Source organism: Pedobacter sp. Leaf132, assembly GCF_920984695.1.
Classification (GTDB): domain Bacteria; phylum Bacteroidota; class Bacteroidia; order Sphingobacteriales; family Sphingobacteriaceae; genus Pedobacter.
In genome coordinates, this window is sequence record NZ_CAKLBO010000004.1 from 213,589 (window position 1) to 231,664 (window position 18,076).

Here is an 18,076-nt window from a genome sequence, read left to right on the forward strand (position 1 = left end):
AAAAATACAATTATCAATTAAGCTTTGTTCTTTATCGATAACCTTTTTACGTTAAGGCGTAAATGTTTTTACGCTATCTTTGCTTATATGAAACCGTCGGAGATTAACGCTAAATGGAAAGTTTTACAAGAAAGGATTTCGCAAGAATTTGATTCTGATTTCCCTGACTTGAAAGTAATGCTTTTTTTAATTGGCGTTCAGGAGTTAGGAAAAGGACCAAAAAAATACAGCAAACGCCAAAAAGAAGAGTTAATGCATATTGCAACCTGCAGACTTTTAAGCGAGATGGATTTTTATGAATTAGAAGGTGTAGACCAGGATGGCTGGCCGCATTGGAAACTGATAAAACCAATTCCTCCGTACACAATGCTAGAGCAGGAGCTTTTAATGAAATCTTTAGTCGTTCGCTATTTCGAAGATATTTATTCTTAGTTTATATTCTCCGTTGGTTGAAACCAAAGGTAATGAATAATCAGCGAGTTTACTAATGTAATTCCATCCTTGCCGTTTGGTTTCAACCAAGGGTAAATTTAAATGCAGTTATTGGCTTTAGCCAAATCTAAAATTTGCAGTTTTGTGCAGTTTCCATTGTTCCTAAACCCGATGGCAGCGGAAATACTTTTTGTTGCAGTATTTCGACAAGTTCAACATAACAATCACAAAAAGATTGCAGCGAATCAGCGGGGCCGAACCAAACCCAAAAACCTCTCCAGCACCTTTCCAAAACAAGAATCAGTGCAATCTTAAAATCAGTGTAATTAACCGGAAGGAAATATCGAATATAATACCTTGCTTTATAGGCAAAAAACTTAAATTTGCGACAACAAAAATCAAATTATAATGAGTTTCAGAATAGAACACGATACCATGGGCGAGGTTCAAGTGCCTGCCGATAAATACTGGGGTGCACAAACCGAACGCTCACGCAATAACTTTAAAATTGGGCCCGAAGGTTCGATGCCTAAAGAAATTATTCATGCTTTTGGTTATTTGAAAAAAGCTGCTGCTTTGGCAAATACCGAGCTTGGTGTACTTGCTGCCGATAAAGCGGAATTAATTGCTAAAGCTTGCGATGAAATTATTGCTGGCGATTTAGATGACCAATTTCCATTGGTGATTTGGCAAACGGGTTCTGGTACGCAAAGTAACATGAACGGAAACGAAGTAATTGCAAACCGTGCTCATGTAATTAACGGTGGCGCATTGGCTGATGATAAAAAAGTGCTTCACCCGAATGATGATGTAAATAAATCGCAATCATCTAACGATACTTACCCAACTGCAATGCACATTGCAGCATATAAATTAACAGTAGAAAATACTATCCCGGGTTTAGAAACCTTACGTAATGCTTTAGCAAAAAAAGTTGAGGAATTTTCGGGTATTACCAAAACTGGCCGTACCCATTTTATGGATGCTACGCCTTTAACGCTTGGACAAGAATTTTCGGGCTACGTACAACAAATTGATAATAGTATTAGAGCAATTAAAAATGCATTAGTTATGGTTGCCGAGTTGGCTTTAGGTGGTACTGCAGTTGGTACAGGCTTAAATACACCAAAAGGTTACGATGTTTTAGTGGCACAAAAAATTGCCGAACTAACAGGTTTGCCTTTTGTAACCGCTCCGAATAAATTTGAAGCTTTAGCTGCACATGATGCAATGGTTGAGCTTTCTGGCGCTTTAAAACGTACGGCTGTAGCTTTAATGAAAGTTGCTAATGATGTACGTATGCTAAGTTCTGGACCGCGTTGTGGTATCGGCGAAATTGTTATTCCTGATAATGAACCGGGTTCATCAATAATGCCTGGTAAAGTTAATCCAACACAGCCAGAGGCTTTAACTATGGTTTGCGCTCAGGTTATCGGTAACGATGTTGCGGTTTCTGTAGGCGGTATGTCTGGTCATTTTGAGCTTAACGTTTTCAAACCTTTAATTGCAGCCAATGTTTTACAATCTGCCCGCTTAATTGGCGATGCTTGTGTTTCTTTCACTGTTAAATGTGCGGAAGGCATTACAGCAAACTTGCCTGAAATTGAAAAGCATTTACAAAACTCGTTAATGTTAGTTACAGCTTTAAACCCACATGTTGGTTATGAAAACGCTGCTAAAATTGCTAAAAAGGCACATAAAGAAAACAAAACTTTAAAAGCTGCAGCTGTAGAATTGGGCTTATTAACCAACGAACAGTTTGACGAGTGGGTAAGACCGGAAGATATGGTTGGAAGTTTAAAATAATCAGCCCAACCTGGCCTTCTCAACGGGAGGAACTTCTCTCTATCGTCTATAAAAAATGTTAGAGAATTTAAGGGTTTTAGTAAAGCAGGGCAAATCGTTCTTCGGGTACGACAGCCCCGCTTTCCAATTCAATCTTTCTCAAACCAATAAGGTTTTAAAAACCTTATTGGTTTATTAAAAGTATTTCCTTTCCAATCGGGTTTAGTAAACTTAAAATAGTGCTTAAAAAATAATCGCCTTGCGAAAAATGCTAAAAACAAAACTAAATCATTTAAAGAAATACTGGCGACTCAATTTTCGTCTCCCTATTTTCTCCTTTTTACATTTTACTTTTTACTTTCTACTTTTATTATCGGCCTGTTCTCCTCGCCCTAACATTCAAGGTAAAGGAGAAGAATTTATGCAAGGTGTTTGGAATGAAGATTCTGTTGCCTTTAGCGATAAATTAAGCAATTACACGCAACACCATTTCAAAATTTCTTGCGATTCTATCTACATAGACTTAGTAACTAAAAGCAAGTTAAATTTATACGAAGACTCTTGCTATAATAATGGTGTATGGAAAGAATATGCAAAAGGAGTTTATGCTGTAAAAGGCGATACTTTATTTGTTGGCGCAACTTTTACCCATGCAAATTATAAACAAAAAATTTCTGGTTGCTATCGTATTGGGCGCTACGACAAGAATTTCCTGATTAAGAAAAAAACAACCGACAGTTTAATTTTAGAAAGTTTAAGCGACCAACGGGAAATTGTGCTTTCTTTAAAACAAAAAATAACCTGCGTACAAAAAGAATTATAAAAATGATAATCAAATCAATTAAAAAGAAACTTACAACCATTGCAACCGTAGGTTTACTGGCTTACTTACCAATACAGGCGAACGCCTGGGGCATGATTGGACACCGCGTTGTAGGCGAAATTGCTGATAGCTACCTAAAAGCTAAAACACGTAAAGCCATTCAGGCAATATTAGGCAATGAATCTATCGCAATGTCGGCCAACTGGGGCGATTTCATTAAATCAGATTCTGCTTACAATTACCTTTATAACTGGCATTTTGTTAACCTCCCGGGAGGATTAGATAAACAAGGAGTTTACAACATTTTAGAAACAGAGAAAGCACCTAATCTTTACAACAAAATACTTGATTTAACTGCAATTTTAAAAAAGCCCGGCAGCACTGTGGAAGAAAAAAAATTAGCCTTACGTATGTTAATTCACATGGCTGGAGATTTAAGTCAGCCTATGCATGTTGCACATAAAGAAGATTTAGGCGGAAATAGAATTTCAGTGCTTTGGTTTAACGAAAAATCAAACCTTCACCGCGTTTGGGATGAGCAGTTAATCGAATACCAGCAATTAAGCTATACAGAATATACTAAAGCGATTAATCATCCATCTGCTGTTCAACTTTATAACTGGCAAAACACAACATTAAAAGATTGTATTTACGAATCGTATCAGGTTTGTTCAAAAATTTACGATAAGACAAAACCTGATTCAAAATTAAGTTACCGTTATAACTTTGATTGGGTTGAAACATTAAACGAACAATTGCTAAAAGGTGGAATACGTTTAGCAAAAATGCTAAACGATATTTACGGATAGTTAATATTAAAATCCTTCTTTTTGAAGGATTTTTTTTGTTCAAATTTTAACAAATTGAAAAAATGAAAATTTTAATGGTGTGCCTTGGCAATATTTGTCGTTCTCCTTTAGCAGAAGGTATTATGCGTCATTTATCTGATAAGGGAAATTTAAACTGGGAAATTGCTTCTGCCGGAACAGGAAACTGGCACATTGGTAAAGCACCTGATAGCAGAAGTATAGCCGCTGCAAAACATCTAGGCTTTGATATCAGCAGCCAAAAAGCGCAACAATTTAACCATAGCATGTTTGCAAAATACAATTTGATTTTTGTGATGGATAAAAACAATTTGAAGGATGTTCAAAGTTTGGCCTTAACAGATGAGGAACGTAAAAAGGTGAAACTATTTTTGGATAACGATGAAGTTACTGACCCATATTGGGATAATGCACTATTTAATCCAGTTTGTTTGCAGGTTGAAGAAAGATGCAAAGAAATTATCAAACAACTTTCTTAAATTTATCAACCTAACCAAAACCTATATGAAAAAAATTTTAGCCCTTTGTTTTATTATTATTTCGATTATTCTATTACAAAGTTTCGCAGCTCAAAAAAAACAGGCCAGAATTTTAGTTTTCTCCAAAACCAAGGGTTTTAGGCACAATTCAATAGAAACCGGAAAATTAGCCATTCAGCAACTTGGCATAAAAAATAATTTCGATGTTGATACCACTGAGAATGCAGATGTGTTTACTGAAGATAATTTAAAAAAATATGCTTCGGTTGTGTTTTTAAGTACAACCGGTGATGTTTTAAATGATAAGCAACAAATAGCATTTGAAAGATATATACAAGCAGGAGGAGGTTTTGTTGGCATACATGCCGCAACAGATACCGAGTATGATTGGCCTTGGTATGGTAAGCTTGTAGGTGCTTATTTTATCAGCCATCCTGAAGTACAGGAAGCACGTTTTGTTATTAAAGATAAAAACCATCCCTCAACAAAATTTTTTACCGATTCTGTTTGGATGCACAAAGATGAGCTTTACAACTTTAAGAACATCAATCCAGATTTAAAGGTGCTGATTTCTATTGATGAAAATTCATATAAAGGTGGGAAAAATGGAGCCTTCCACCCCTTTAGCTGGTACCATAATTTCGATGGAGGTAGAGCCTTTTATACATCAATGGGGCATACAAAAGAATGTTGGACTGAAGAGAAATTCCTGAATCATTTATTAGGCGGCATAAAATACGCTATTGGAAATCAAAAGAGCTTAAACTATAAAAAAGCAGTTTCAAAATTTTAACAAACAAAAAGGGCTAACTGATATCAGTTAGCCCTTTTTGTCTTGATTGCTGTATTCTATTTATCTAAAATAACAACACCTTTAGCTTCAAAAGCAAGTTCCTTTTTTGGGTCGGTTATTTTTGCAATCTCTTCAGGCGATTTTTTAGCGTCTTCAGCATAATGTTTTAAGGTTTCAACTGATATAGTTTGCTTTTTAGCAATACCATCTAAAACAACATCTTTACCAACAATATCCATCGGCATAAAAAAAGCATAATCTTTAAAGGTTACACGCATTGGCTCTCCATTTGGTGTTTCCAATGTCATCCAGCAACCTTTCTTTTTGCAAACCTCAACCACTTTGCCTTTAATCTTCATATCAGCAACATTTTTATTGCCCATCGATGATTCAATTTTAGCTACGGTTTTGATATCGCCAGGTGTTACAGCTGCTCCAAATTTTTGACCTTTAAAATCAGCTTGGGCAAATGTTACTGCTGCAAATAGGCAAAAACTCAAGCTTAGGATAATCTTTTTCATAATAATATTTTTTCAGTATTTGGTTTATAATTTATTCGGTTAATTATCTGCTACAAAGTTATTTAAATTTTTGTCTAAATAATATAAAGCAAAAAAAATCCTCGCTAGCTCTCACTAACGAGGAAAATCATCCCTATTGTTATAGATCACATCCCATGATGTACAACACAATGTATTAGGCAACTTCCAATCCAAATTTTAAAAATCGTAAATTTACATTGCAACACATTGTAAATGAATACATTGTATAAAATAATTAAATATACCAAACAGTAAATCAATTGGGGATGTGAGGAATATATTCTCTGTATTGTGGAAATTTGTGGATTGCATTCCTCTTCTTTTAATTTAATTTATCCAAAAATTAACCCAAAAACATCTTCAATCTTGCTAACAGCCTTAATTTCTAGGTTATATTTTTTGGCATCAATACCTTTTAAATTATATTTTGAGATATAAATGGTTTCAAAACCTAGTTTATCTGCTTCGGCTATGCGCTGTTCTATTCTATTTACTGCCCTAATTTCTCCAGACAAACCAACTTCGGCAGCAAAACAGTTTTTGCTCGATACCGGAATATCCTGATGGGAAGAAATAATTGCAATTAAAACGGCTAAATCTATTGCAGGATCTTCTACTCGAATTCCGCCGGCAATATTAAGAAACACATCTTGAGCACTCAGCCTAAATCCGCATCGTTTCTCTAAAACTGCCAAAAGCATATTCATACGTTTGGTATCAAAACCGGTAGCCGAGCGTTGTGGCGTTCCATAGGCAGCCTGGCTAACCAAAGCCTGCGTTTCTATCAACATTGGCCTTGCGCCTTCCAACATTGCCGCAATGGCTATTCCGCTTAATTCTTCATCGCGTTGCGAAAGTAGAATTTCGGAAGGATTAGAAACCTCTCTTAGACCGCTTCCTTGCATTTCGTATATCCCAAGTTCTGCAGCTGCACCAAAGCGATTTTTTATCGAACGTAAAATACGGTAAACGTGATGCCTGTCGCCTTCAAACTGTAAAACCGTATCAACCATGTGCTCCAAAATTTTCGGACCAGCAATCGCACCATCTTTTGTAATATGACCAATCAAAAAAACTGGTGTACCGGTTTCTTTAGCAAAACGAAGCAGTTCTGCAGTACATTCTCTAACCTGAGAAACACTTCCTGGTGTAGAATCGATATGTGCAGAATGTAAAGTTTGTATAGAATCGACAACTACAATATCAGGTTCAAGAATTTCTATTTGCTTAAATATATTTTGGGTTGATGTTTCTGTTAATATGTAGCAATTAGATGACGGATTTTCGGTAATTCTTTCCGCCCGCATCTTTATTTGTTGCTCGCTTTCTTCACCAGAAACATATAAAAGTTTTTTACCTTTCAAATTTAAAGCAAGTTGCAACATCAGTGTAGATTTACCAATTCCAGGTTCACCACCAATTAATATCAACGAACCTTCAACCAAACCACCGCCTAAAACCCTATCTAGTTCTTTGTCATTAGTAGATATTCGTCTTTCTACAGATTGTTCTATTTCATCAACCTTGCTTGGTTTATTAACTTTTCTTCCGGTAGTTTCGTTTTTCCAGGTTGGTACAGAGGCTGGCGTTTTTTCAACAATTTCCTCTACAAAGGTATTCCATTGATTGCAAGAAGGACATTTACCAAGCCATTTTGCAGATTCGTACCCACAACTCTGACAGAAATATGCAGTTTTAGATTTTGCCAATTGATTTTAGATTTTAGATTTACGAATTTAAATTTAAACGGCTTTAAATTCTGTAATATTTTTGAACATGATTTAGGCGAGTAAGGCTTTAATAAATCATGGAAAAACAAAAAGCCTGATTAATAAAAACCAGGCTTTCTGCTAAATGTATTTTAAATTAAAGTTTTATTTCTTCGTCTTTGGAAGATATAAAATGAAACTCAGTTAAGTAATATGCTGATTGTGCTTTAACTTTAATCCATTGGCCATATTTAAAGAACCAACGGCGCTGAAGATTGAAAACACCTTTTGTAATGTAAGCTTCGATATATGGATGTACACAAAGTGTAATTCCTTTTTCATTTTGCTCACGTAAAATATAATTCAGGTTATTTTCAATATCATCCATTAAAACAATACTTGCTTTAATTTCTCCGGTCCCATCGCAGGCCGGACATTTTTCTACCGTAACAATATTCATTTCCGGACGAACACGTTGTCTGGTAATTTGAACCAAACCAAATTTACTTGGAGGTAAAATGGTATGTTTCGCTCTATCCAATAACATCAGCTCACGCAAATAATCGAATAGTATTTTACGGTTTGTTGGCTTGTGCATATCAATAAAATCGATAACTACAATGCCGCCCATATCACGCAAGCGCAACTGACGGGCAATTTCTTTAGCCGCTTCTTTATTTACCTGTAAAGCATTTTCCTCTTGGTTTTCTTTACTGGCAGTGCGGTTTCCACTATTCACATCTATAACGTGAAGTGCTTCGGTATGCTCTACAACTAGGTAAGAACCACCTGGTAAGTTTACTGTTTTGCCAAAAGCATTTTTGATTTGCTTTTCTATTCCAAAATGGTCGTATATAGGTTCCTTTTGCTTATAAAGTTTCACAATTTTTTCCATTTCCGGAGAAATATCATGCACATAAGAACGAATATCATCGTACAATTCTGGTGTACTCACATAAACGTTTGTAAAATCAGGATTCAGAATATCACGTATCAACGTTGATGATCTGTCCATTTCGCCCCAAACCCTTTTTGAAGGTTCGGCAGTAGGAAGTTTTTTAATAAATGTTTCCCATTTAGCAATTAAATCTAAAAGATCTTTTTGCATTTCGGCAACACCTCTTCCTTCGGAAACGGTTCTGATAATTACCCCAAAATTTTGAGGCTTAATACTTTCGATAATCTTTTTTAAACGATTACGTTCAGTATTACTTTTTATTTTTTTTGATATGGAAATGGTATTGGAGAATGGCACCAGTACCACATATCTGCCGGCAATTGATAGATCGGAACTTAAACGCGGTCCTTTAGTAGAAATAGGTTCTTTTGCAATTTGCACTGGCAAAAGCATATTTTTACTTAGCACATCAGATATTTTACCAGCCTTGTTTATATCGGCTTCGAGTTTTAAATTATCTAATAATGTGCCTGTAACCGAGCCATTTCGCTTGATCTTCGTTAGCTTGATTAAAGATTGTACCTGCGGGCCCAAATCAAAATAATGCAAAAAAGCATCTTTCTCATAACCAACATCCACGAAAGCAGCATTCAGGCCGGGCATAATTTTTTTAATGCGACCCAAATAAATATCGCCTACGGCGTAGTTATTATTGATTTGTTCTTTATGAAGCTCAACAAGTTGTTTGTCTTCAATCAATGCTATGGTAACTCCGGCAGGAGTCGAATTGATAATTAATTCTTTTACCAACAGCTACAGATTTAAGGCTTTCGCCTATTAACAAATGGATAGTATATAAGAACACAGTGATACAGCCCTAACGTTATACGAAAGAAAATCTTGTATAAGTATTTAAACCTCACAGTACAACTATGAGGTTTAAACAGGCTAAATCAAATAAGAAATTATTTTTTCTTATGTCTGTTTTTTCTTAAACGTTTTTTACGTTTGTGGGTAGCCATTTTATGTCTTTTTCTTTTTTTACCGCTTGGCATAATTTTAAGTTTTAAATGTTTTTATTAATCCGTTAATTAATTTTTATTCTTTAGTTCAGCAACCTTCTTATCGATAAAAGATGATAAAGTTGGATTTGCCGCTAATTTTTTGCTTTTTAAATAAGCTTCTACAGCTTCTTTATTTTTGTCTAAATTTTCTAAAGCCGTAGCTAAATAAAAATAGGCTTCAGGTGTTGGTGCTGTTGTAATAACCGTATTAAAACGTGGTATTGCTTTATCAAACTGACCTGATTTAATAGAGAATAAACCAAGATTCATGTTTGCTTTTACGTTTTTAGATTCTTTAGCAACCACTTCAAGCAACATTGCAATACCTTGCATTGGTGCGCCTAAGCCGTTTACTATAGTTACGCCTAATCCTGTTTTCGCATCTATATTTTCTTTGTCTAATTCTAGTGCTTTTTTGAAAGATACATTTGCTTTTTGCAACAACGCAGGCTGTGCTAAACTATCTTGTGTGCTTTCAAAAGCCTTTAAAAATTTGTTACCAGATGCCAACCAGCTAGCTGTAGATGGCTTTGCTTCTGCAACAACTTCTAAATAAAGTGCCGATGGTGTTATCTGTTCAACATCATCCCATTTCTGGGCAAGTTGTTGTGCAAACTCAACCTTTTCATCACCTTTTGCACCTTTAAAGCTGTTCTCTAAGTTTGTAATATCTTTAGCAAGGCTTTGATTTATTACATTTTTAGCAGCTGTAGAGGTTTGTTCAATCGTTAAACCAGAGGTTGATGGTACACCTTGCTGAGCAATCTGACCAGCTGCAGGCATTTTACCATTCTCTTCTGTAGGCTTAACTAAACCTTTAATATCTCTTGTAAATAAGAAAGCAACAAGCAATAAAATCGCTCCGATAATGATGGTTTGTTTTAATCTGATGCTACTATTCACAATAATATGGCTTAGGCTTCTACTTTAATTTTCTTTGAGTTACTTTTTACTTTATCAACAAATACTTTTGCTGGTTTAAAGCTCGGTACAAAATGTTCAGGGATAATTATTGCAGTGTTTTTAGAGATGTTTCTAGCAGTTTTTTGCGCTCTCTTTTTAACAACAAAGCTTCCGAAGCCTCTAACATAAACATTTTCTCCGCCAATCATACTCGTTTTGATAACCTTGAAGAATGCCTCAACTGTTTCCTGCACATCAACCTTCTCAATTCCGGTTTTTGTTGATATTTCTGAAATAATATCTGCCTTAGTCATATTTTATTATTTATAATGTATTGTGTATTTTAATATTATCACTGATTTGGGGTTGCAAAAGTATTGCTTTTTAATGAGATAGGGAAATAAAAGATGATTTTTTTATCTATGCGCTTATCAGAGTATTGCAACTTTTTCTTAAAACCAATTATTAGCCCGTAATTTGCACTGATGACATTCCAAAATGAAATTATAAACTGGTATTTAGCCAATAAAAGAGATTTGCCCTGGAGACACACAAACGATGCTTACACGATATGGCTTTCAGAAATAATTTTGCAACAAACAAGGGTAGAACAAGGCCTGCCTTACTTTAATAAGTTTTTATCCAATTTTCCAACCGTTAACGATTTTGCAAACGCTACCGAAGCTAAGGTTTTACAACTTTGGCAAGGTTTGGGTTATTATTCTCGTGGCAGAAACATGCACGCCACAGCCCAAATCGTACTAAATGAACATAAAGGAATTTTTCCAACAAGCTACCATGAATTAATCAAACTTAAAGGTGTTGGTGAGTATACCGCAGCGGCAATTTCGTCGTTTTCTTCGGGCGAAGCTAAAGCTGTTGTGGATGGGAATGTATTTAGGGTTTTAGCAAGGTATTACGGCATCGATACTCCAATAAACACGCCAAAAGGCAAAAAAGATTTTTTCAATCTTGCTAATGATTTGCTTTACATACCCGACCCGGCTTTGTATAATCAGGCAATAATGGAGTTTGGAGCAATTCAATGCAAACCTAAATCTCCAAATTGTGCGGTTTGCCCGCTAAATTTAGATTGCCATGCGCTTAGAAAAAATATCGTAAATCAGCTCCCTGTTAAACTTCCAAAAGCTGAAAAAAAATTTAGATATTTAAATTATTTCGTATGCATTGCAGATGGCAAAATTTTGGTTCGCGAACGACAAAAAGGAGATATCTGGCAACATTTGTATGATTTTCCCTCAATTGAAACAGCGCATATTCCAGATAGCAATGATGAAAATTTTATAAAATCAGTGAAAGAAGAATATGGAGAAACTGCAGCGGTTAAGCTGGTAAGTTATAAGAAGCATGTATTAACTCACCAAATAATCCATGTTCAATTTTTTGCTTTAAAAAATTATATCTTTAACTTTAATAAACAAAAGGAACTTAATTGGGTTTCTTTTAATAGCTTGGATGAATTACCAAAACCTAATGTAATCAGAACTTTTATTGAGGAATTTTCTGAAAGCATTTTGAAGACTTAACTAACCTTCTTTTAAAGGTTTTTTGGTTCAACTGAGTTGAAAACTAACCAAAAAAATTTTTTATGTCTGGAATTAACAAAGTTATTTTAGTTGGACATTTGGGCAAAGACCCTGAAGTTCGGCACTTAGATGGAGGCGTTACAGTAGCAAGCTTTCCTTTAGCCACATCTGAAACATACAATAAAGACGGCAAGCGGGTAGAACAAACTGAATGGCATAATATCGTTTTATGGAGAGGTTTGGCTGAGGTTGCTTCGAAATATTTGCAAAAGGGAAAGTTAGTTTACATTGAAGGAAAGCTTAGAACCCGTTCTTTTGAAGATAAAGAAAAAGTAAAGAAATACGTAACCGAGATTGTTGCCGAAAACTTTACAATGCTAGGTAGAAAAAGCGATTTTGAACCAGGGCAAGCCACAAATCATAGTCAACCGAATTCAGAAACTAAAATAGAGGATGAGTTTACAATAAGATCAGGCGATGAAAGTGGTGATTTACCATTTTAACTAACATATAAACGCAAAAAGGCAGCTTTCATAAGAAAGCTGCCTTTTTTTATGAATACAATACTACTCTACCGTAACCGATTTGGCAAGATTTCTTGGCTGATCAACATTACAACCACGCATTACTGCAATGTGGTAAGATAACAACTGAAGCGGAATAGTTGCTAACAGCGGTAAAAATGCTTCGTCAGCATCCGGAATTTCAATGCAGTAATCTGCCATTTTCTTAACCTCAGTATCGCCTTGCGTAACAATTGCAATAACCTTTCCTTTACGGGCTTTTACCTCTTGAATATTACTGATTACCTTTTCGTACGATGAATTTTGTGTTGCAATAAACACAACCGGCATTTCCTCGTCAATTAATGCGATTGGACCGTGTTTCATTTCTGCCGCAGGATAACCTTCAGCATGTATGTACGATATCTCTTTAAGTTTTAATGCACCTTCCAACGCTACAGGAAAGCCGCTACCCCTTCCTAAGAACAGGCAGTTTCTAGAATCCTTTATTTTCTCTGCAACTTCTTTAATTAATTCATTTGACTCTAAAGCAACCTGAATTTTATCAGGTACACTTTCTAACTCAGTTAATAAATTAATCATTTTAGATTGTGTGATGGTACCTTTCTGCTGTGCTATGTAAAAAGCCATCAATGTAAGTGCTGTAACCTGGGCGGTAAATGCTTTTGTAGAAGCTACGCCAATTTCAGGCCCAGCATGAGTGTAAACACCAGCGTGAGACAAGCGTGGAATAGATGCTCCGGCCACATTACAAATTCCAAAAATGGTTGCACCTTTTTCTTTCGCCATTTCGATTGCGGCCATTGTATCGGCAGTTTCGCCAGATTGAGAAATTGCAATTACAACATCCTTTTCAGATATGATTGGGTTTCTATATCTAAATTCAGAAGCATACTCAACCTCAACCGGTATACGAGCATATTCTTCAATTAAATACTCACCCACCAACCCAGCATGCCATGATGTACCACAGGCAACAATAATAATCCTGTCAACGTTCTTTAACTTCTCTACAAACTCTTTTATACCGCCAAGTTGTACTTTACCTTCCTCAGGATAAATACGACCACGCATACAATCCTTAACAGAACGTGGTTGCTCATAAATTTCTTTCAGCATAAAGTGGTCAAAGCCACCTTTTTCTAACATTTCCAGTTTCAACTCAAGCTCTTGAATTAAAGGGGTTTGTACAACGTTATCGATATGTTTAACAAGTAAATCACCTTTGGTAACTAAAGCAATTTCATTATCGTTAAGGTAGATTACATTTTTAGTGTATTCGATAATTGGCGTAGCATCAGATGCGATAAAATATTCGCCTTTGCCTACACCAATAACCATTGGACTGCCTTTTCTGGCAGCAATTAAACGCTCTGGGTTTTCCTTATCCATGATAACGATGGCGTAAGCACCGCTAACCTCGTGTAAAGCCAATCTAACAGCCTCAAATAAATCAATTTGCTCAATTTTTTGAATCTCTTCAATCAGGTGAATTAAAACTTCAGTATCTGTATCACTATTAAATTCGTGACCACGACCTATAAGTTCCTCTTTAATAGTTGCATAATTTTCGATTATACCATTGTGGATGATAGACAACTGACCGTTATTTGAAGTGTGGGGATGTGAATTACGGTCAGATGGAACGCCATGTGTAGCCCATCTGGTGTGGCCCATTGCAATATTTCCAGATTTATCTTTGTTTTCTGCAAATTCTTCGAGAGCAGCAACTTTACCTACCTTTTTGTAGATATGTTCACCGTTATCATTCATTATTGCAATTCCTGCGCTATCGTAACCACGATACTCTAATCTTTTCAGACCTTTTAAAACGATTGGCCAAGCATCTCTATAGCCAATGTAACCTACTATTCCACACATGTTTTTATAAATATATGTGGCAAATATAACAAACAAACGTTTGTTTTAATCAATCATCAATATTTTAGAAATTTAATCCAAAAAAAAACCTTACCTACTGAGCAGATAAGGTTTTTAAAGAAAAATTATTTTGCTTAATTCATTTTTGTATAGTAAATATTGAGCTTTAGGCGATTTGTAGGATTACCAAAAGTTCCAACAACTGCTCTTGATGCAGTGGTAGTCGTTCTTGACAAACCCAGATTTACAGATGTTGCTGTTAAAGATTCAGGTGCAATGAAAGTACCATAATCAGTTTTTGTTCCGTCAATTAAATCCTGAATATATGCCGTAATATTAAAAACGTATCTGTTTTTTAATGAGTCGTAATATCCACCAAAAGCTGCATCAGTTTTCGCTCTAGGGTCTCCGCTGTAGTTAGATGCAGACTGATCTCGATCAGGTACGTTTACTTCTTGCTGTGCAATATCCCAACGGTATAAAGATAATCTTTGAGATGGCGCAAAAGGTGCAGCAAATGTTCCTGCGCTTAAATCTAAAACTAATTCTGCCTTATTAATAACTGCTTTACCATAAACAGTTGTAAAGTTTTTTAGGTTCGGAAAAGAAATCTTTGTTCTAACGCCAGCTAAACCTTGTAAATAAGTTACACCATATTGAACCGTTGGATTATCCAATTGCGTTTGTACTGCAGTACCGCTGTAATCATGTTTAATATTGGCTGTAACAGTATTTGCTGATGCAATTGCAAAGTTTTTTGATAAAGTATCTATACCATTTGTAGTATTTGGTTTCCTGTAAACTAATTGCAAATAAGAATTTGAGCCTGCAAAATCTAAAAATGCAACACCACCTGTTCCTGTTGATGATGTTTTATTAACCTCAGCATACAAACCCTTAAAATATTCTATAAATTTTTCAGCTGTAGATGTACTGGTAGCAGGCAAAGCCAAAATAGTATTTTGGATAAACGCTTTGTTTAAAGGAATTCTGATTTGAGGTGTCATTGTCCTTATCGTATCATTTTTACTAGCTACAACTTCAGTAACCTTAACTTTAGTATTAGGAAAAATCTTATTATTAAAATTACCTAATAAAGTAGAATTATGCGGAAGTGCATCAGAAGATTTGTACTTGGTAATCTTATTAGTTAACTGATAAACATCAATACTATATTTAGATGTAGCAGTATCGCCATAAAACTGCGGAGCTAGGTTAAGTACCAATACTGCAGAATCTAGTGTTGCAGAGGTAAAATCTAAGCTTGTTTCAGTTCCCGGAAGTGAAACAGTCATCCCGACGTTCGATTCGGTTTTACCAAAAATCGGATCAACCATATAACCAAGAGGATGAGCAGATAACATAGATGTTGTTAAATCTGGTTCTCTTACGGTTTGGGAAGTAACCAATTGATCGTTAACAAGAGTGCCTTGAATCGCCGAATTTGGATCTACATCTAAACCAACTCCATCAGGATTTTTACAAGACGCAAAAAGAAAAAGACCTATCAACAGGGTTAATAAGTCTTGTTTTATAAATTTCATATTTAAAAATAATAATGCCTATTTAAGCTACAGAAACCAATTCTTCATTTGAAATCTCCTCGTAGAAAGTATAGAAGTTTTCAAAATTTTCGGTTAAGTTATAAGCTAAAGTTGGCTTATTTGAATCTTTAACAAATTTTAACATAGCCGCATCAAGGTTTTCATCTGCTAAAACTACTGCATCAGAATGTGTTATAGCGCCCATGTGCAAACTATTAACATCAGCACCTTCATAAGCTTTAGTATCTTCTTCAGTCATGTTTGCCATTACAGCCTTTTTAGAAAAATTCTCATTTAATTTCTCTGTAAAACCATCTTCATAAACCGAATAAACAACTCTAGAGTTTTTAAACGTAGGGTCGTTTTTGTAAGTAGTTTTGATATAAGCAGGAACTAGAGAACTCATCCAACCATGGCAATGAACAATGTCCGGAGCCCATCCTAATTTCTTTACTGTTTCTAATGCGCCTTTGCAGAAGAAAATAGTGCGCTCATCGTTATCGTCGAAAAATTTTCCGCTTGCATCTCTGAATACCTGCTTACGCTGAAAATATTCTTCATTATCCAAGAAGTAAACCTGCATACGTGCCGCAGGGATTGAAGCTACCTTAATAATTAAAGGGTTATCATTGTCATCAATAATGATGTTCATTCCAGATAAGCGAATTACTTCGTGTAAACGATTTCTTCTCTCATTTATATTACCAAACTTCGGCATAAGAATACGGATTTCGAATCCTTTTTCTTGCATAGCCTGCGGTAATTGACGAGTAATTTCAGAAATTTTAGTAAGCTCGAGGAAAGGCGACATCTCGTGTGTAACAATCAGCAGCTTCGTTTTTGCCATCTCCATATTTTAGAAAAATATTATGTTAATTAAAAGATAATGAGCTGCAAAGATAAGAATAATAATACTATTTATCAATATAACAAGTATTTGTTTGCTTAGTTTTAGATTAATTTACACCTTTATGCCTTTAATTTAGATTGTCGGAATTGGAAATATTCAAAACAAAAGACGCACTTAAAGCTTACCTCAAACCTTTAAAAGCATCAGGAAAAATAATTGCACTTGTGCCTACTATGGGCGCATTGCATAACGGCCATATTTCGTTGATTAAGCTTGCACAAGAAAATGCCGATATCATTATTTGCAGCATTTTTGTTAATCCAACTCAATTTACAGATCCGAAGGATTTAGAAAAATACCCAAGACCTATCGAACATGATTTGGCCATGTTAGAAAATGCAGGATGCAATGGTGTTTTCATGCCAGATGTTACAGAGATGTATCCATCTGATAAAACCGAACACTGGCACATAGATTTAGGCAGAGCCGAATTTTTATTAGAAGGTGAATTTAGAAAAGGTCATTATCAAGGTGTTACCCAAATCGTTAAAAAGCTTTTTGATGCCGTAGAGCCCAATATTGCTATGTTTGGGCAAAAGGATTTTCAGCAGGTGTTAATGATAAAAAATATGCTGACTCATTTCAACTTACCTATTAAGATTTTTACCTGCCCAATTATCCGTGAAGATGATGGCCTGGCCATGAGCAGCCGAAACATTCACTTGTCGGCATCTGATAGAACTCATGCACTCGTGCTCAACAAATCTCTCCAATTTGTTTTAGATAACTATAATAACTATTCCTTAACCGAACTTCAGGAAAAAGCAAAAAACTTTTATAATGGAATTAAAGATGTAGAATTAGATTATTTTGTAATAGCTAATGGAGATACATTAGAGCCTGCAACTTCAAAAAATGAAAAAAATCAGGTAGCTTTAGTTGCTGCAAAAGTTGGTACAACAAGATTGATTGATAATATGATTATTAATTAATGATTGAATGATATGATATTCGAAAATACATAATATCATTAGTTGATTAATTCCTTAATTCAAATTCAAATCGTTCTGTAATTCTATCATTTCATTAATTCTCTAATTCATTATTACTAACTTTGCAAAATGGTTATCACAATATTAAAATCGAAAATACACCGTGTTAGGGTTACACAAGCCGAATTAAATTATGTTGGCAGTATAACGATTGATGAAGATTTAATGAATGCAGCGAATATTATCGCTAACGAGAAAGTTCAGATTGTAAATAATAATAATGGTGCTCGTTTCGAAACTTATGTTATAAAAGGCGAACGTGGCACAGGTACAATTTGTTTAAATGGTGCTACCGCCCGGTTAGCACAACTTGGAGATGTACTTATTATTATGTCTTACGGTTCTTTACCAATTGATGAAGCAAAAAAGTACAATCCTATTTTGGTTTTTCCTGATGATAACAACCATTTGCTAAAATAAATG

18 protein-coding genes are annotated in these 18,076 nt (G+C 35.2%); 10 read left to right on the top strand and 8 right to left on the bottom strand.

The genetic code is table 11. The features are described from left to right. Positions 1-87 precede the first annotated feature (87 nt). The 6 genes from LUA86_RS10145 (at position 88) to LUA86_RS10170 (ending at position 5,139) form a co-directional block, all read left to right on the top strand. The gene (locus tag LUA86_RS10145) at positions 88-432 is read left to right on the top strand and encodes a hypothetical protein (RefSeq protein WP_231460513.1); all 345 of its coding nucleotides are present in this window, start codon (positions 88-90) and stop codon (positions 430-432) included. A gap of 408 nt (positions 433-840) precedes the next feature. Next, positions 841-2,238, top strand: coding sequence for a class II fumarate hydratase (fumC, locus tag LUA86_RS10150; RefSeq protein WP_231460514.1), 1,398 nt, complete (start codon positions 841-843; stop codon positions 2,236-2,238). Positions 2,239-2,485: 247 nt separating this feature from the next. Next, positions 2,486-3,040 (top strand): fumarate hydratase, encoded by a 555-nt coding sequence (locus tag LUA86_RS10155; protein WP_231460515.1) that lies wholly within the window; start codon positions 2,486-2,488, stop codon positions 3,038-3,040. Positions 3,041-3,042: 2 nt separating this feature from the next. After that, positions 3,043-3,849 carry a S1/P1 nuclease gene (locus LUA86_RS10160; protein WP_231460516.1) on the top strand — a complete coding sequence of 269 codons (807 nt, stop codon included), beginning with the start codon at positions 3,043-3,045 and terminating at the stop codon, positions 3,847-3,849. A gap of 62 nt (positions 3,850-3,911) precedes the next feature. Continuing rightward, a complete protein-coding gene (locus tag LUA86_RS10165) occupies positions 3,912-4,346 on the top strand; it encodes a low molecular weight protein-tyrosine-phosphatase (protein ID WP_231460517.1) in 435 nt (144 codons plus the stop codon). A gap of 25 nt (positions 4,347-4,371) precedes the next feature. Further along, positions 4,372-5,139, top strand: a complete 768-nt coding sequence (locus LUA86_RS10170; RefSeq protein WP_231460518.1) for a ThuA domain-containing protein — start codon at positions 4,372-4,374, stop codon at positions 5,137-5,139. Positions 5,140-5,195: 56 nt separating this feature from the next. Here the strand turns inward: LUA86_RS10170 and LUA86_RS10175 are convergent, their stop codons facing one another. The 5 genes from LUA86_RS10175 to LUA86_RS10200 all read right to left on the bottom strand — a co-directional run bounded on the left by LUA86_RS10175 (position 5,196) and on the right by LUA86_RS10200 (position 10,569). Further along, positions 5,196-5,660 carry a DUF4920 domain-containing protein gene (locus LUA86_RS10175; RefSeq protein WP_231460519.1) on the bottom strand — a complete coding sequence of 155 codons (465 nt, stop codon included), beginning with the start codon at positions 5,658-5,660 and terminating at the stop codon, positions 5,196-5,198. A 353-nt stretch (positions 5,661-6,013) separates the two neighbouring features. After that, positions 6,014-7,390: a DNA repair protein RadA gene (gene radA / locus LUA86_RS10180; protein ID WP_231460520.1), complete on the bottom strand. Its 1,377-nt coding sequence runs from the start codon at positions 7,388-7,390 to the stop codon at positions 6,014-6,016. Between the two features lie 157 nt (positions 7,391-7,547). Next, positions 7,548-9,098 carry an Rne/Rng family ribonuclease gene (locus tag LUA86_RS10185; RefSeq protein WP_231460521.1) on the bottom strand — a complete coding sequence of 517 codons (1,551 nt, stop codon included), beginning with the start codon at positions 9,096-9,098 and terminating at the stop codon, positions 7,548-7,550. Positions 9,099-9,379: 281 nt separating this feature from the next. After that, positions 9,380-10,255 carry a M48 family metallopeptidase gene (locus LUA86_RS10195; protein ID WP_231460522.1) on the bottom strand — a complete coding sequence of 292 codons (876 nt, stop codon included), beginning with the start codon at positions 10,253-10,255 and terminating at the stop codon, positions 9,380-9,382. Positions 10,256-10,266: 11 nt separating this feature from the next. After that, positions 10,267-10,569, bottom strand: a complete 303-nt coding sequence (locus LUA86_RS10200) for an HU family DNA-binding protein (protein WP_055909222.1) — start codon at positions 10,567-10,569, stop codon at positions 10,267-10,269. Positions 10,570-10,740: 171 nt separating this feature from the next. Between LUA86_RS10200 and mutY the strand changes: the two genes are divergently transcribed. Both mutY and LUA86_RS10210 read left to right on the top strand, forming a co-directional pair. After that, a complete protein-coding gene (gene mutY / locus LUA86_RS10205) occupies positions 10,741-11,802 on the top strand; it encodes an A/G-specific adenine glycosylase (protein WP_231460523.1) in 1,062 nt (353 codons plus the stop codon). Positions 11,803-11,864: 62 nt separating this feature from the next. Further along, positions 11,865-12,305 carry a single-stranded DNA-binding protein gene (locus tag LUA86_RS10210; RefSeq protein WP_231460524.1) on the top strand — a complete coding sequence of 147 codons (441 nt, stop codon included), beginning with the start codon at positions 11,865-11,867 and terminating at the stop codon, positions 12,303-12,305. A 63-nt stretch (positions 12,306-12,368) separates the two neighbouring features. Here the strand turns inward: LUA86_RS10210 and glmS are convergent, their stop codons facing one another. From glmS to LUA86_RS10225, 3 genes are all read right to left on the bottom strand, one after another. Further along, positions 12,369-14,207, bottom strand: a complete 1,839-nt coding sequence (glmS, locus tag LUA86_RS10215) for a glutamine--fructose-6-phosphate transaminase (isomerizing) (protein WP_231460525.1) — start codon at positions 14,205-14,207, stop codon at positions 12,369-12,371. 134 nt (positions 14,208-14,341) lie between these two features. Then, a complete protein-coding gene (locus tag LUA86_RS10220) occupies positions 14,342-15,751 on the bottom strand; it encodes a DUF4270 domain-containing protein (protein ID WP_231460526.1) in 1,410 nt (469 codons plus the stop codon). Positions 15,752-15,773: 22 nt separating this feature from the next. Beyond that, on the bottom strand, positions 15,774-16,598 hold the full coding sequence (locus LUA86_RS10225; protein ID WP_231460527.1) for a glycogen/starch synthase: 825 nt from the start codon (positions 16,596-16,598) through the stop codon (positions 15,774-15,776). 149 nt (positions 16,599-16,747) lie between these two features. Between LUA86_RS10225 and panC the strand changes: the two genes are divergently transcribed. Next, the gene (gene panC / locus LUA86_RS10230) at positions 16,748-17,593 is read left to right on the top strand and encodes a pantoate--beta-alanine ligase (protein WP_231460528.1); all 846 of its coding nucleotides are present in this window, start codon (positions 16,748-16,750) and stop codon (positions 17,591-17,593) included. 129 nt (positions 17,594-17,722) lie between these two features. Next, the gene (gene panD, locus LUA86_RS10235) at positions 17,723-18,073 is read left to right on the top strand and encodes an aspartate 1-decarboxylase (protein WP_231460529.1); all 351 of its coding nucleotides are present in this window, start codon (positions 17,723-17,725) and stop codon (positions 18,071-18,073) included. Positions 18,074-18,076: the final 3 nt, after the last annotated feature.

Excerpts from the sequence above, each read along its gene's own strand:
- LUA86_RS10145 (WP_231460513.1), top strand. The coding sequence starts at position 88 with ATGAAACCGTCGGAGATTAACGCTAAATGGAAAGTTTTACAAGAAAGG.
- fumC (WP_231460514.1), top strand. The coding sequence starts at position 841 with ATGAGTTTCAGAATAGAACACGATACCATGGGCGAGGTTCAAGTGCCT.
- LUA86_RS10155 (WP_231460515.1), top strand. The coding sequence starts at position 2,486 with ATGCTAAAAACAAAACTAAATCATTTAAAGAAATACTGGCGACTCAAT.
- LUA86_RS10160 (WP_231460516.1), top strand. The coding sequence starts at position 3,043 with ATGATAATCAAATCAATTAAAAAGAAACTTACAACCATTGCAACCGTA.
- LUA86_RS10165 (WP_231460517.1), top strand. The coding sequence starts at position 3,912 with ATGAAAATTTTAATGGTGTGCCTTGGCAATATTTGTCGTTCTCCTTTA.
- LUA86_RS10170 (WP_231460518.1), top strand. The coding sequence starts at position 4,372 with ATGAAAAAAATTTTAGCCCTTTGTTTTATTATTATTTCGATTATTCTA.
- LUA86_RS10175 (WP_231460519.1), bottom strand. The coding sequence starts at position 5,660 with ATGAAAAAGATTATCCTAAGCTTGAGTTTTTGCCTATTTGCAGCAGTA.
- LUA86_RS10200 (WP_055909222.1), bottom strand. The coding sequence starts at position 10,569 with ATGACTAAGGCAGATATTATTTCAGAAATATCAACAAAAACCGGAATT.
- mutY (WP_231460523.1), top strand. The coding sequence starts at position 10,741 with ATGACATTCCAAAATGAAATTATAAACTGGTATTTAGCCAATAAAAGA.
- LUA86_RS10210 (WP_231460524.1), top strand. The coding sequence starts at position 11,865 with ATGTCTGGAATTAACAAAGTTATTTTAGTTGGACATTTGGGCAAAGAC.
- glmS (WP_231460525.1), bottom strand. The coding sequence starts at position 14,207 with ATGTGTGGAATAGTAGGTTACATTGGCTATAGAGATGCTTGGCCAATC.
- LUA86_RS10220 (WP_231460526.1), bottom strand. The coding sequence starts at position 15,751 with ATGAAATTTATAAAACAAGACTTATTAACCCTGTTGATAGGTCTTTTT.
- LUA86_RS10225 (WP_231460527.1), bottom strand. The coding sequence starts at position 16,598 with ATGGCAAAAACGAAGCTGCTGATTGTTACACACGAGATGTCGCCTTTC.
- panD (WP_231460529.1), top strand. The coding sequence starts at position 17,723 with ATGGTTATCACAATATTAAAATCGAAAATACACCGTGTTAGGGTTACA.